General features: G+C 62.4%; 13 protein-coding genes. 5 read left to right on the top strand and 8 right to left on the bottom strand.

Translation table 11 applies throughout. The annotated features are described in order from the left end of the window. Nucleotides 1-113: 113 nt before the first annotated feature. Nucleotides 114-2021, bottom strand: coding sequence for a bifunctional metallophosphatase/5'-nucleotidase (locus ACN0TK_RS04400; RefSeq protein ID WP_417308239.1), 1908 nt, complete (start codon nucleotides 2019-2021; stop codon nucleotides 114-116). Between the two features lie 280 nt (nucleotides 2022-2301). Here ACN0TK_RS04400 and ACN0TK_RS04395 point away from each other — a divergent pair, with 280 nt between their 5' ends. Both ACN0TK_RS04395 and ACN0TK_RS04390 read left to right on the top strand, forming a co-directional pair. Further along, nucleotides 2302-3363: a methyltransferase domain-containing protein gene (locus tag ACN0TK_RS04395; RefSeq protein ID WP_417308238.1), complete on the top strand. Its 1062-nt coding sequence runs from the start codon at nucleotides 2302-2304 to the stop codon at nucleotides 3361-3363. A 94-nt stretch (nucleotides 3364-3457) separates the two neighbouring features. Beyond that, nucleotides 3458-4111 (top strand): ThuA domain-containing protein, encoded by a 654-nt coding sequence (locus ACN0TK_RS04390; RefSeq protein WP_417308237.1) that lies wholly within the window; start codon nucleotides 3458-3460, stop codon nucleotides 4109-4111. Between the two features lie 171 nt (nucleotides 4112-4282). Here the strand turns inward: ACN0TK_RS04390 and ACN0TK_RS04385 are convergent, their stop codons facing one another. Both ACN0TK_RS04385 and ACN0TK_RS04380 read right to left on the bottom strand, forming a co-directional pair. Next, nucleotides 4283-4924, bottom strand: a complete 642-nt coding sequence (locus ACN0TK_RS04385; RefSeq protein ID WP_417308236.1) for an NrsF family protein — start codon at nucleotides 4922-4924, stop codon at nucleotides 4283-4285. Next, nucleotides 4917-5477: a sigma-70 family RNA polymerase sigma factor gene (locus tag ACN0TK_RS04380; RefSeq protein WP_417308235.1), complete on the bottom strand. Its 561-nt coding sequence runs from the start codon at nucleotides 5475-5477 to the stop codon at nucleotides 4917-4919. The genes ACN0TK_RS04385 and ACN0TK_RS04380 overlap by 8 nt, the downstream gene beginning before the upstream one ends. A 224-nt stretch (nucleotides 5478-5701) precedes the next feature. On the opposite strand from ACN0TK_RS04380, the gene ACN0TK_RS04375 reads away from it, so the two are divergent. From ACN0TK_RS04375 to ACN0TK_RS04365, 3 genes are all read left to right on the top strand, one after another. Continuing rightward, complete coding sequence (locus tag ACN0TK_RS04375; RefSeq protein WP_417308234.1) at nucleotides 5702-6571, top strand: cytochrome b/b6 domain-containing protein; 870 nt, start codon at nucleotides 5702-5704, stop codon at nucleotides 6569-6571. Then, on the top strand, nucleotides 6564-7361 hold the full coding sequence (locus ACN0TK_RS04370) for a molybdopterin-dependent oxidoreductase (RefSeq protein WP_417308233.1): 798 nt from the start codon (nucleotides 6564-6566) through the stop codon (nucleotides 7359-7361). Before ACN0TK_RS04375 ends, ACN0TK_RS04370 begins: the two co-directional genes overlap by 8 nt. A 314-nt stretch (nucleotides 7362-7675) precedes the next feature. Beyond that, the gene (locus tag ACN0TK_RS04365) at nucleotides 7676-9142 is read left to right on the top strand and encodes a DEAD/DEAH box helicase (RefSeq protein ID WP_417308232.1); all 1467 of its coding nucleotides are present in this window, start codon (nucleotides 7676-7678) and stop codon (nucleotides 9140-9142) included. A 496-nt stretch (nucleotides 9143-9638) separates the two neighbouring features. Here the strand turns inward: ACN0TK_RS04365 and ACN0TK_RS04360 are convergent, their stop codons facing one another. The 5 genes from ACN0TK_RS04360 to alc form a co-directional block, all read right to left on the bottom strand. Then, nucleotides 9639-11057 (bottom strand): alpha,alpha-trehalose-phosphate synthase (UDP-forming), encoded by a 1419-nt coding sequence (locus ACN0TK_RS04360; RefSeq protein ID WP_417308231.1) that lies wholly within the window; start codon nucleotides 11055-11057, stop codon nucleotides 9639-9641. 6 nt (nucleotides 11058-11063) lie between these two features. After that, nucleotides 11064-11837: a trehalose-phosphatase gene (otsB, locus tag ACN0TK_RS04355; RefSeq protein ID WP_417308230.1), complete on the bottom strand. Its 774-nt coding sequence runs from the start codon at nucleotides 11835-11837 to the stop codon at nucleotides 11064-11066. A gap of 63 nt (nucleotides 11838-11900) precedes the next feature. Beyond that, nucleotides 11901-12524 (bottom strand): nucleoside deaminase, encoded by a 624-nt coding sequence (locus ACN0TK_RS04350; protein ID WP_417308229.1) that lies wholly within the window; start codon nucleotides 12522-12524, stop codon nucleotides 11901-11903. A gap of 80 nt (nucleotides 12525-12604) precedes the next feature. Next, on the bottom strand, nucleotides 12605-13105 hold the full coding sequence (locus ACN0TK_RS04345) for an ureidoglycolate lyase (protein ID WP_417308228.1): 501 nt from the start codon (nucleotides 13103-13105) through the stop codon (nucleotides 12605-12607). A 36-nt stretch (nucleotides 13106-13141) separates the two neighbouring features. After that, nucleotides 13142-14167 (bottom strand): allantoicase, encoded by a 1026-nt coding sequence (gene alc, locus ACN0TK_RS04340; protein ID WP_417308227.1) that lies wholly within the window; start codon nucleotides 14165-14167, stop codon nucleotides 13142-13144. Nucleotides 14168-14203 lie beyond the last annotated feature (36 nt).

The following is a 14203-nucleotide window of genomic DNA, read 5'->3' as shown; positions in this document are numbered from 1 at the left end:
TTCGCATCCAAGTCGCGGAGCTTGCTGACACCTACGACTGGCGAACATGACTTCGCTTGCTCACAAAAAAAGGGCGCCCGATCGGGCGCCCTTCGCGTTTCAGGTCGAAGCGATCAGTTGGAGGCAGGTGCCTCGGCCGGGGCGTCCATCGCGGGCGCTTCCATGGCAGGCGCATCCATTGCGGGTGCGTCCATGGCAGGCGCTTCGGTCGCGGTGTCGTCCGGCGAAACGCCTTCTGTCGCCATGTCCTCGGCAGCCATGGCGGCGTCTTCCTCGGTCGCCATCGCATCGCCTTCGACGGGCGCTTCGGTCGCGCTATCCTCAGGCGAAACGCCCTCGGTTGCTACGTCCTCTGCGGCCATCGCGGCGTCTTCCTCTGCGGCCATCTCTTCGTCCATCGCCGCCTCAGGAGAGGCATCGGTGATGCGGCCATCGGTGTAAGGCGTGTACTCACCACCGAGTTCGGCAATATAGTCGGCAACGACGCGCTCAAGCGGCGGGCCAAAGTCGTAGGGGTTGACCGCGTCGGTCTCGAACAGCGTGTAGCCGTCACCGCCGTTGCGGACATAGTTGTTGGTCACGACGCCATAGGTCTTGTCCGGATCGATGGCGACCCATTCGCCGCCCTCATTGACCATCACGTCGCCGACCAGACGCGAACCCGCCGGCTGGGTCTTGTCGAAGGTGTACTTGAGGCCCGCAACCTGCGGGAAGCGACCGGCGATGTCCTCGATCTGGCTCAAGCCGTTCTCGAGCGAAGCTACGATGTCGTCACCCGACAGTTCGAAAGTGGCAAGCGTGTTGGAGAAGGGCAGCACGGTGAGCACTTCGCCCATCGTGATCTCACCCTCGTCGATCGAGGCGCGCAGACCACCCGAGTTGGCGATCGAAATCGTCACGCCCTGGTCTGCAACGCGGTCGAGCTGTGCATCGGCGACGAGATTGCCCATCTCGCATTCCTGCACGCGGCAGACGTTGCGGTCGCCTTCGATCATCGCGGTCGCGGTGCCGATGACTTCTGCACGAAGTTCCTCGAGGGGGCCGGCCATTTCGGCGAGCCGGGTGGTGAAGTCTTCGTCCGGCGTCACCGAGGCGTCGAGCAGCATCGGGTCGCCTTCGGCGGAAATCACGTTGCCATCATCATCCCAGGTGACGGTCAGGTCACCGAGATATTTGGCATAGGCACCAGCCTGGACGATCGGAACTTCGGTTCCGGCGCTGTTGGCGACCATGGTCGGATAGGCGCCTTCCGCGTCCTCGTCGGTGTTGGACAGCAGCGTGTGGCTGTGGCCGCCGACGATCAGGTCGATGCCGGTGGTGGCCGCGGCGATTTCCTGGTCCTTGGCGTACCCGACATGGCTGAGCAGGATGACCTTGTTGACGCCGCCCTCGGCCAGCGCGTCGGAGGCGCCCTGGATATAGTCGATGGCGGACTGGAATTTCACATTATCGCCGGGGGAGGAGGTGTCGACGGTGTCTTCGGCCAGGGCGCCGATGATGCCGATCTTCTCACCACCAACATTGAGGACGATGACGCCGTTGATCTTGCCCGCGAGCAGCGGCTCGGCGCTGACATCGAAATTGCCGCCGATGATCGGATGCTCTGCGGCATCGATATATTTGGCGAACTCCTCAGGGCCGTCGTCGAACTCGTGGTTGCCGGTGGCCGCCACATCGATGTCGAGGTCGTTGAGGAAGTCGGCAATGATCTCGGACTTGTACTGGGTGTAGAACAGCGAGCCCTGGAACTCATCGCCGGCCGAGAGCAGCACGATGTTGGCGTCGTCGCCCGCATCGGCGCGCGCCGTGTCGATGCCGGTCTTCAGCCGGGCGATGCCGCCGAAGCACTCGCCCGCTGCGTCGTCCTCGGCGCTACAGTCCGAACCGGAGCCGGTGATCGGCTGAAAGCGGGAATGGAAATCGTTGAAGTGCAGGATGTTGAGGGTGAATTCGGCTTGGGCGGCTCCCGAGAAGCCAGCAGTCAGAGCGAGCGCCGAGGCGCCTAGCAAGAGTCGTTTCATTTCCCTGTCCTTTCGCATGAACCGGTTGGTCCGGAGCGTTGTGGCACTGTATTGCGACGCCGATGTAACGACGCGGAATCCCTCCACTACCGGTTGGCCGCAATGCCAGTTGAATGCGGATGTTAGCAGTTTCGTTGCGAAGCGAAAGGGTTGGCGGGCGCGTAAAGTCGCTCACTTTCACCCATTTTCAACCATGCAGACTCGATGATGCGCTGACTGTCTTGCTGGCGGTCCCCCTTTGCCCTGTTTCAGCCCGGTCCCCGGGAGCAAGGATTGCGACGTGAGCCTGACGCTGGAGACCCAAGACCCCGTGGCCTCATCCTCGACCGCCCGCTCCCTGCGCCGGCGATTGCTCGCCTTCCTCGCGGTCGGCGGCACCGCGACATTGCTCTATGTCATTCTGACCAGCGCGGTCATCGGTCTCAAGACCGGGGTGCCGGACTGGCTGTTGGGCGCCGTGTGCTATGCACTGTTCATCGTGCCGACCTATCTGGCGCAGCGCCGGCTGTCGTTTCGGTCGGATGCGCGCCACCAGGTCGCCTTTCCGCGCTATGCGGCGGTGCAGGCGGTTTCGCTGGTGCTCGTCGCCGTACTGTCTTTCGTCTTTTATTCCATTCTGGGGATCGCGCCGCCGCTGGGGGCGCTGATCGTTGCGGGCCTCGCGGCCGGTGCCAGCTTCGTGCTGCTGCAGTTCTGGGCGTTCTCGAGTGCGCCTCGGGGCGGGGCAGGCGGCAAGCAACTTTTGAATTCTGTCCATGACGCCGCGGTCTTCCAGCGTCGGGTCGAGGTCTTGTCATCCCATCTTGCCGCGGCAATCCCTTCCGGTGGGCGGGTGCTGGATCTCGGTAGTGGCGATGGCTCCATCGCCGCCAGCCTGATGCGGCAACGGCCGGACCTTGCGGTTGAAGGGGTAGATGTGATGCTGCGCCCCGTCACCCAGATCCCGGTGACGCTATATGACGGCAATAAGCTGCCGTTTGCCGACGACAGCTTTGATCACGTCACGATCGTCGATGTGCTGCATCACACCGATGACCCAGCCGCAGTGCTGGCCGAGGCGGCGCGCGTGGCACGTGTCTCCGTCGTCATCAAGGATCACCTGATGCGCGGGCCTGTTTCGCACGCCACACTACGGTTCATGGATTGGGTCGGAAATCGCGGCCACGATGTGGTGCTGCCCTATAACTATCTGAGCGAAACGCGTTGGCAGGCCGCATTCGATCACGCCGGACTCAAGCAAGAAGCACGGGTCGAAAAGCTCGGAATCTACCCTGTGCCCTTCACATTTATTTTCGACGGGCGGCTGCATTTCGTTGCCACATTGCGCCCGAATGCCCGCTGAGCGGGCGTTTCAGCTCCTCTGTTAAAGGGCCAAGTTTTTTCTGGCACCTCAGGCTCGATAGGGTACTCTCCGCCCGCTTTTCAAGGAGAGGCTTATGCGCAGTGCTTTGATTATTTGGGGTGGTTGGAACGGACATGATCCGGAGGAGTGCGCCGCCATCTATCGCCGCTGGCTGCACGAGGACGGGTTTTCCGTCCGTGTAGAGACCGATCTGAACGTTCTGGCCGATTCCGACATTCACGATCTCAACCTGATCGTGCCCATCTACACGATGAGCAAGATCGAAAAGGAACCGCTGGAGAATCTGGTCAAGGCCGTCGAAGGCGGCGTTGGTCTCGCCGGTCATCATGGCGGCATGAGCGACGCCTTCCGCGACGCGGTGGAGTATCAGTTCATGGTCGGTGGCCAGTGGGTCGCTCATCCGGGCAATATCATCGACTACACGGTCGATGTGGCCAAGCCCGAAGACCCGATCATGCAGGGCATCCCGTCCTCGTTCCCGTACACGTCCGAGCAGTATTACATGCACATGGACCCGTCGGTTGAGGTTCTCGCAACCACGACCTTTTCCGGTCAGTACGCACCCTGGACCGAGGGCGTGGTGATGCCTGTCGTGTGGAAGCGCATGTACGGCAAGGGCAAGGTGTTCCACTCGACGCTGGGACACCGCTCGGGCGAGTTCGAAGTGTCTGAAATGGCGACCATCATGCGCCGCGGGTTGAACTGGGCCGCCCGCGACGAAGACTGATAGGCTCCTGTTCGGACACGGATCGCCGGGGTTCCCGGCGATCTGCGGGCAGGCCATAGCGCCGCCTCTACCGTCTCACTTCCTTGTCCTGATATTTCCCTCGAATGGCCGGGCTTGGTCCGGCCATTCGGTGCGGAAGGCGTGTGAGCCGCGGGGCAGCGACAAGTGCCGCTAGCGCCAGCGCAGAAGAAACGGTCCGGTGAGCCAGCCTACGAGGGCCACGGCGCTGATGCCTGCGGTGTAAAAGATCGTCGTGAAGGCGAGGCCGGTCTCGCCGCAATGGAAGGCGTAAACCCAAGCAGAAGCCGCGCCGGCGAGCAGCCCCGCGGCTAGGCCGGCCTGCGGCAGGTTTGTCGGGGCCAGGCGGCGCATTAACAGCATGGTGGCGCCGAGGATGGGCACCGACAGGCTGAGGATATAAAGCGGGCATACGATCGCCGTATATCCCATAACCAGCGGGCGCACGCGGTCCGGCTCGGCCATCGCGAGCTGCACAATTGCGGTCAGAGCCAAGGCGCCGATCAGCACGCCGATACCAATCAGCGGTTTTCTCATGCTGCCGCCCGGACGGCCGAGACGCTGCGTGGCCCACAGGGCGAGGATCGTGAAGATCGACGTGTAGCCGAATTTCAGCCAGAAGATCGGGTCGGTGAGGGCGTATGGAAAGTCCCAGCGCCAATCCAGCCAAAGCACCATGATGATCGCGCTGAGTGCCATGGCTGGAACGAGCCATGTCACGATGCGGCGCGTCATCGCGCCCTGGCGCACAGGACGAAGATCCGCGGTCAGACTATCGAGCAGCGCGTCACTCATCTCGGGCTCCGGACGCAAAGCGCGCTGTGAGGGACTTAAGGCCTCGATGAATTGATACCTTTACTGCCGACTCGCTCATGCCGCTGCGTTTGGCCGCCTCCGCGATGGACGCGCCTTCCAGTTTGACGTGACGTATCAGGTCGGCCGGCTTGTCTGCGATGCTTGAGAGCACCGTATCAACGTCCATTTTTGCGGTGGCGTCGAAAGCTTCGTCGCGCGCGAACAGGGCGGCATCGTCCTCAAGAGGTACATCCTGACGTACGCGGCGGCGGCGCAGCAGGTCGATGAGCTTGTAGCGCGCGATGGCATGCACCCACACGGTGAAGCGCTGGGTCGTATCGTAAGTCATGCGCCGTGTGTGGATAGCCATCAATGTTTCCTGCACGAGGTCTTCGGCCTGGGTCGACAATTCGCTGCTGAGCCGTCTGGCGTAGTAACGGGTCAAATGGCGGCGCAGTTCATCCAGCAGTCGCCGGTAAGCAACCGCGTCGCCTGCAAGTGCGGCAATCATCATCGGCTGCAGCCGCGACTCCATGTCCGCCGTCATGCTCATTGCCACTCAATTCGTGCGAGAACGGCAGATAGTTACATGGACCGGCAAATTTGTCTCGTGCCGCGTCGCATCACGACTTCGTAAGCGATGAAACCGATCGGCCGACTGGCCCGAACTCTGTTACACGGGTCGCGCTTGAGGATGACTATTGCGTGATAGGGTGGCAGTTGAGGTCCGAAGCATCGTTGCTGCTCTCAACGGCACGGACGAGGGAGGTTAGATCGATGGCCCAGATGACGGAGGCGTCCGAGACGCCGGCAACCGGCAGACGCCAGAAGGGCGCGCTGGTCTACCGGCAGTCGATCTTCACGCGGCTGACCCACTGGACCTGGGTGATCTGCCTGTTCTTTCTGCTGCTGTCCGGGCTGCAGATATGGAATGCCCATCCGGCGCTCTATATCGGGCAGCAATCCGGGTTCGAATTCGACAATGAGATTCTGCGCATCGGGGCTGAGAACACGCCAGATGGTCCGCGCGGGTTCACCACGATCTTCGGCAACAAGTTCGATACAACCGGCGTGCTGGGAATGAGCGGCCCTGAGGCGCAGCCGAGTTTTATCGGCTTTCCGGGATGGGCGACCATTCCATCTACACGCGATCTGGCGACAGGGCGCGTCGTGCATTTCTTTTTCGGCTGGATTTTTGTGGGCGCGCTCGCGGTCTGGCTGATCGCCAGCCTCGCCAACGGGCACTTGTGGCGCGATGTCATCCTGAAGCCACGGGACCTCAGGCAGTTGCCGAAAGACATATGGGATCACGCGCGCTTTCGCTTTCACCATGGCCGTACCTATTCACCACTGCAGCGGCTGAGCTATTTCGGCGTCTTCTTTGTGCTGTTCCCGCTGATCATTCTGACCGGTCTGACGATGTCGCCGGGGATGAACGCCGCCTGGCCGTGGCTACTCGATATCTTCGGCGGCAGGCAGACCGCGCGCACCATCCATTTCATCGTCATGGTCTTGTTGGTGCTGTTCTTCGTCGTGCACATCGCGATGGTGGTGCTGGCCGGCCCGATCAATGAACTGCGCTCGATGATCACGGGCTGGTATCGCACCAGTCCCGGTGCCGAGACGGAGGAAACACGTCATGACTAAACTCATCATGAACCGTCGCCGGCTGCTGGGCCTTGGTGCGGCATCCGCCTCGTCGCTGGTACTTGCCGGCTGCGACCAGTTCGATTTTCTGGCCCGCCGGGATGATCCGGTCCGCAATTTTCTCGAGCGCGCCAATGAACTGACCTACGCGGCACAGCGTGCGCTGGTCGGCGATCAGGCGCTGGCGCGGGAATTTGCGGAAAGCGAGATCCGTCAGGGGCAGCGTCCCAACGGATCGACCGATCCACGACGCAATGTCGAGGAATATCAGCAGTTGGAGGCGACCGGTTTTACCAACTACCGGCTAAAGATCACCGGTCTCGTTGAGCAGGAGCAGAGCTACTCGCTCGCCGAGCTGCGCAACATGCCGGCGCGGACCCAGATCACGCGGCACGACTGCGTCGAAGGCTGGAGCTGTATCGCCAAATGGACTGGGGTGCCGTTGTCGCGGCTGCTCGATGAGGCCCGCGTGAAGCCCGCTGCAAAGTTCGTCGTCTATCATTGCTATGACAAGCTGGGAGGCGGCCTTTCCGGAGCGCAGCCCTATTACGAGAGCTGTGACCTGATCGACGCCTTCCATCCGCAGACCATCGCCGCCTACGGCCTCAACGACGAGACCCTGCCGGTCTCCAATGGTGCGCCGGTTCGCGTTCGCATCGAGCGGGCGCTGGGCTACAAGCAGCCGAAATACGTCCACACGATCGAACTGGTGGACGGATTTTCGCAATACGGCCTGGGGCAGGGCGGTTATTGGGAAGACCGCGGCTATGACTGGTATGGCGGGATCTGAACACCCGCCAGCCTCGGCGCATGGCTCACCTGCGTGGCGGTACCTTGCTAATTAGGTCCGAACAGTCCATATGTCCGGTATTCGCCAGCGCGAGCTGACCTCAGTGAGGCACCTGCGCGCAAATATGGTGATGGACTTCCTTCTTATCGGCCACAAGCGGTGAGCGGCGAAGTGCCCTGAGCATGTGCTCGGGATGTATCGCAACCGCGCGGCAATCCCTGTCGCCATTGCAGAGAAACCATATCCGCTTGTCGGCGCGCTTTGCGCCACGCGGATAATGCGCGCCGATTGGCCCGGCGCAGCCATGGAAAGTTATGAATTTGACCAACACGTTTGCCGAACTCGGCCTGAATGCGCAGCTCGTCAGCGCGCTTGATGCCGCCGGCTTCACCACGCCTACGCCCATCCAGGCAAAGGCAATCCCGCCCCAGCTCGAACGTCGCGATGTCATCGGCATCGCCCAGACAGGCTCGGGCAAGACCGCTGCATTCGGACTACCGATCATTGCCGGCATTGCCCAGTTGCAGGGGCGTCCCACCCCGATGACCACCCGGGCTCTGATCCTCGCGCCGACCCGTGAGCTCGCGGTGCAGATCGACGAAGTCCTGCGCAAGCTGTCCGGCAATCGCCTGAGCACGGTGCTGGTGCTGGGCGGCGCTTCGCGCAGCGGCCAGATCCAGAAGATCGCGCGCGGCGTCGATGTCGTTGTCGCCACGCCCGGCCGCCTGAAGGACATCGTCGATGACCGCAAGCTGCGTCTGAACGAAACGCGCTGGCTGGTGCTCGACGAGGCCGACCGCATGCTAGACATGGGCTTTGTCGGCGCGGTGAAGGCCATTGCTGCCGCGATCGGCCCGCGGCGTCAGACCGTGATGTTCTCGGCCACGATGGCCCCGGAGATCGCATCGCTGGCCAAGGGCCTGCTGAATGATCCGGTCCGTGTCGAGGCCAATCCTGCGGCGCAGACCGTCGGGACGATCGAACAGCGAGTGATCCTCTCCGGATCAAAGGAAAAGCGTTCCGTTCTCAACGGTCTGCTCAAGGATCCGGCGCTGAGCCGCGTCATTCTGTTTGCACGTACCAAGCATGGCGCCGATCGGGTGACCAAGAACCTCGGCATCGACGGGTTCGACGCCGCGGCGATTCACGGCAACAAGTCCAACAATGCGCGCCAGGCTGCCCTCAAGGGCTTTGCCAGCGGCAAGGTCCGCATTCTCGTCGCCACCGACATTGCGGCGCGCGGCATCGACGTGACGGACGTCACCCATGTCATAAATTACGAATTGCCGGATGATCCCGAGAACTACGTGCACCGTATCGGCCGAACCGCGCGAAACGGCGCTTCCGGTGTTGCCATTACCCTGTGTGACGGCACCGAGCGCAGCAAGTTGCGCGATGTCGAGCGCCTGATCCGGCGGACCTTGCCGGTCTCCGGCGAGCTGAAGGGCAATGGCGGTGAGGTCGAGACTGCCGACCCGCGCTCGTCGCGCCGGCCGCCGAAGCCCGAGTCGGATCGGCCCAATCCGCAGCGCAAGCAGGCCCGCGCCGGCAAGCATTTCTCCGGCGCCAAGAAGGCGGCAATCGTCGATGGCCGTCGTGGCAATGGCAATGGTGGGAAGCCCGCTGCAGCCCGTCCCGCTGGAGCCGAAGGCCCCGCATGGTGGGAGCGCAAGACCGGTGAAGTCGGCCCGAGCGGAGCCCGCCCGCCGAAACAGCGCTGGAACAAGAAGCAGCGGGATGCGTCACGGAGCAAGCGCGAGTCGTCGTCGGCTTCCGCGTGATCTGCTGAGATCATAGACTGTCATTGCAAGGGGCGGCTCACGGAGCCGCCCTTTCGCATTGCGGGTTCAGGGCCCGCGCGCCTTACGTTGTCGCCCGGGCACAGCTCGACAGTTTCGGATTATGAACGGCAGCTAAATGCTTGAGTCCGGGAACGTTCAAGCGGGTTGCCGCATTCTTGCCCCAGTAAAAACAAACGGCCGTCGGCCGATCAGGGGCTAGAAAAATGCTGAAAGTTTCGCTGTTCGCACTGTTTATGACTGCCATGGGCACGCTCACCCTCGCGGCTGCCAGCATGCCAGTCGAAGCCGAGGCCATTGTGGTAGTTTCAGAACTGGCTGAGTAATGTCGTCCAGGTCGACAGATGCAGCGCGCAACTCATCGCCGGCTATCGGCTACCAGATCGCGCTCTTTGTATTAATGGCAGCGGCGCTGGCCGTGTTGGCCTTCGTCGCCGCCAGTCTCGTTCTTATCGCCTGAGACGATCCGCAGGGCGTCTCAGGAGGCGATCTTGCGGTCCTTGTGCGGGCTTTCGTCCTTGGACGTCTCGCGCTCTTCCCGAGCCATGAGCGCCTTGAGGTAGTCCGTCCCCCAGCTGTGGATATTGTGCTTGGTGGCGGCGGCGAACAGCGTCTGCCAGCGCGCCTTGCGCTCATCCAGGGACATTTCCAGTGCGACACGCATCGCCTCGGCGGTTTCATCCGTATCGAACGGGTTCACCTGAATCGCGTCGGCGAAGATCTCGGCTGCACCTGCGAAGCGGGACAGCACCAATACGCCCGGGTTCTCCGGATCCTGCGCTGCCACGTATTCGTGCCCGACAAGATTCATGCCGTCGCGTAGCGGGGTGACGAGGCCGACCTTGGCGAGCCGGTAGATGCCGGCAAGGCTCGCCTGGCCATAGGGGCGCTTCACATAGGTCAGTGGCTGCCAGTCGGGTTCGGAGAACCTGCCCATGACTCGACCGCAGATCGCGTCGACCGTATCGGACGTATCGCGATATTCGCTGATCATATCTCGCGACGGCGGCGCGACCTGCAGCATGTGGACCTTGCGACGCAGGTTGGCGTTGTAGACGAGCAACTTCTCATACGCTTCGAGACGCTGCGGCAGACCCTTCGAATAGTCGAGCCGGTCGACACCCATGATCAGATCGTTGCCGCGCAGGCTGGTGCGTAGCCGGTTCGCCATCTTGTTGGCCGCGGCGCCCGTTGCCAGTTTTGCGAATGCCTCGGGGTCCGAGCCTATGGGGAACGCAGCGATCTGCGTATTCGAGAAATCCGCCGGGCGGCGGGTCGCCCCTCCGAAGGCAGGCGGCACCGCGTGGTCGATGGCTTCTCGCAGCGCAGCGACATCACGATGGGCCTGTACCCCAATCAGGTCGTAACGAGACAGGTCGTGCAGGAGTTCTTCATGATGCGGCACGGCGAACAGCGCATCCGGGGTCGGGAAGGGGATGTGCAGATAATAGCCGATACGATTTTCCGCCCCCAGTCGGCGCAGCTCTTCTGCCAATGGGATCAGATGATAATCGTGCACCCAGATCGTATCTTCGGGCTCGAGGTGCGGCATCAGCGCTGCTGCGAACTGCGCGTTGACGCTGCGATAACCTTCGTACCAAGAGTTGTCGAAATGGGCGAGATCCAGCCGCAGATGGAAGGAAGGCCACAGGATGCGATTGGAGTAGCCCGCGTAGTAGGCATTGAAATCCTGCTTGGTCAGGCCAATGCCACCAACCTTGATATCTCCGACATCGCGGAAGGTGATCTCCGTGGTCGGCTTGGTGACGAACTCACCCGACCAGCCGAACCAGAACCCTTCTCGGTCGGCGAGAGCCGCTTGAAGCGCAACCGCAAGTCCGCCGGCGGCTGCGGTCTTTGAGGGTGTACGGTTTGAAACGACGATGAGCTTGGACATGGGGTGTTACATTACCTCCGGGGCAGCGGCGCCCGCGCCGTATCGGTCCACAAGACCGCGAATGATTGCTCTGACAGACTCGACATCCGGAGTTCGTAGCTTGGCCACTGTCTCCCCTTCGCCTACCTTCATGCCGATTCCGTTCAGCTCCTGAGCGGCTGCGAAGCCGTCTTCATCCGTCGTGTCATCGCCGATGAAGACGGGCAGTCGGCCCTTGAACGGTGTTTCCTGCATGAATGCTCTGACAGCCGAGCCCTTGCTGATGGTACTCGGGCGCGCCTCGACGACCATCTTGCCGTCGACGATGCCGAAGCCGACGCTCGTAGCAGCCTCGGTCAGGCGCGCGATGCACTCTTCCCGCAAATCCGGCGCATGGCGATAGTGCAGGGCAACAGCGGCACTCTTGCGCTCCATCATCAGCCCCTCGTGAGCGTCGACGAAGTCGGCGACCTGGTCGGCGATGGTAACGGCCGCAGACCCGATGTCGTCTGAGGAGGCCTCGAGGCTGCCATCGGCGCCGCGACGCTCGGTGCCATGCCCGCCGGCGATTGCCAGGCGGTCGGGCAGGTAGCGGTCGAGATCGGCAATGGCCCTGCCGCTCACGACCGCTACCGCGCCACCAAAGGCTTCGCGAGCGGATCGAATTTCACTGATGAGTTCGGGTGGCACGGTAATGCCATCCGGTGTCGGCGCAAGGTCGACAAGTGTGCCGTCGAAATCCAGAAACAGTGCCAGAGGCGGAACAGGGTCCCCGGACTGTGGATTCATGAAGTCTGACATCAAATGCTCCTGATGGTCTCCCCGAGTCAGAACGCTCGGTGGGGAGCTTGGTTCACGATCGGACTAGCTAAGCGGTATACCCCTGTTACCTTTTGTCCGCTGGTAGTTGGCGGAAAGTCCGCCATAGACGGCAGCTAGCGCGTCGACACGACCGACGAGGCTTTCCTTGCTGGTACGATCGAGGCCGGCAATCATCGCCTGGACGCTGTGCGCGTCGAAGAATGCGTTATGTCTATTGTAGAGCGGACGCGTCTCCGCGGCTACAGTGCGATCCGGGTCCGGCACCGCATAGACTTCGCGCAGAATGCGGATGTCGTGCGGGATGTCGAAGCTGTCGCGCGTGTCCTCGTAGCTGAACAGGTAATAGAAATTGTCGAAGCCGCCCCAGGTGATGCCGGAAAGGCAGAGCGAGCACGGCTCGTGGGTGGCGAGAAAAATGCAGTCGGCTGGGGCCGGGCGTGCATCGGCGGGCAGTTCGTAGAAGCGCTTTATGGCGTGGATTTCCCCATGCCACAGCGGGTTCTCGGTCTCGTTGTTGGTTTCGGCGATAATGGTCGATAGATCGGATTTGCGCAGGATCGCGGCGCCGAACAGCTTATTTCCGCCGGCGACGCCGTTCTGCGTCAACGGCACGAGATCTTGCTCAATGACCTCGAGCAATCGAGATAGCAGTTCTGGCGTGTCCATCGGCCCCCTCCGGTTGCGAGTCGGACGGTGACCTTAGCCGGCAGTCCCGTCAACTCTGGCAGGTGCAGGGGCGCGGTGAGTCAGTTCCCTGCGACAACCGTCCACGGCGTCGTGAAGTGGTGTTCTTCAAGATTGTCGCCGTCGCCGCCGCGGTCGACGACGAGGAAGTCGGCTTCGCTGTCGCCGAGTGGGGTGAGGACGCCGTGCCAGGTATTCATGGCGATGTTGACGCCAGTGCCAGGGGGCACGAGGAAGCTAAGCGGTTCACCTGGTATGCCGTCATCATCCGGTGCGACGATCGAGAGGTAAGGACGATCCGAAAGCGGAAAGAAGGCCTGGCTGCCGAGAGGGTGCCGCTCGACCATGGTGAGGCTCAGGGGCAGCGTATAGGGCTTGCCGCGAAACAGTGAGATGAGCGGCCGAAAATTATTCCCGCCGAGCTCGATCTTCGCCAGATCGTGGAAGCGTTGGGTCATGCCCTGATTGATGAGGCGCAGTTCGGCGCCTGTCGTCGTGATGACCTGCCCGTAGGGTGCGAAGGCCTCTGGCGTCAGCGGCTGCGTTACGATCGTGCGAGTCATCTCAAGCCACTACCGGCGCTTGTTGATGTTTGGCGTTCACGGCGCCAGCTTGCCCCAGATCCGGACCCGCGAGATGCCCCCATCGGGAAAGATGTTGAGCCGGATATGGGTCACCGGGCCCAGCGCAGTGACGGTCTCGAAGGTATGGATCGCGTCGGCGCTCAGCTTTTGCTGCGAAAGCAGTTCCGGCCAGAACATCGCCGAGGTGACCACGGCATCGGTGAGGGCATTGAGGCCACGGCCGAGGTCGGACGCAACAATTGATGCCTTGTCGGGGTAATTGCCCTTGTAATGCGCCGTGTCGAGCTCGATCCGCTCGACGATGCCGCGGGCACCGAGCGCGATGATGATCCAGTCATTGCCGGGGACGCGACGGCGGCGGGTTTCCCAGCCATCGCCCATGTCGACACCACGGCCGGGCGCCAGCAGACGGTGGAAGGCGCCATAGTGCGCATCGGAATAGGCAACGACGCGACCCCCGTTTAGGCCGGAGGCCAGATCGATGGTCTGGTCGCCGATCGCCAGTTCGTCGATGTGGGGTTCGCCATAGACCCGCAGCCGGGCGATGCCGCCATCCGGATAGATGTGGAGCCGCACGTGGGTAAAAACGCTCTCGGAAGTCGAGGCGAAGAAGTGGTGCTGCGACGGCCCGAGCGGCGTCAGCGGCAGAATCTCCGTCCAATGCGTGCCGTCGCCTGGCTCCCCCTTGACGTTGCAGGCTTCGATGCGCGCCGCCGGGGGGTAATTGCCGGTGAAATGCGAGGTGTCGAGATCGAAGCCCTTGATGACGCCGGACGTCGCCAGCCGCACGACGGCATAGTCGTGGCCGGCTTCGCGCTTGCGCCGGCTTTCCCAGCCGTCCATCCACTTGCCGTGGTCGTCATAGCGGTCAGGGAAGAACTCGGGCGTCTTGTCGGCCAGCATGCGGCCGACTTCGGCGAAGAAATCGTCGGAAGCGAAGATGGCTTCAGCGCCGAGACCGGCAGAGGCGAGGTTGACGCTGTGCCGGGCAAAATCGGGCAGGTCGGCGGGGGGCGGCAGGATAACGACGGCTTCGCTCATGGGGACCAACTTGGTTGCGTTGAGCCTGAGATAGCC

The organism is Devosia sp. (genome assembly GCF_048261455.1).
Taxonomy (GTDB): domain Bacteria; phylum Pseudomonadota; class Alphaproteobacteria; order Rhizobiales; family Devosiaceae; genus Devosia_A.
The sequence above is the reverse complement of the archived record's forward strand: the minus strand, read 5'-3'. Positions and strand labels throughout refer to the sequence as shown.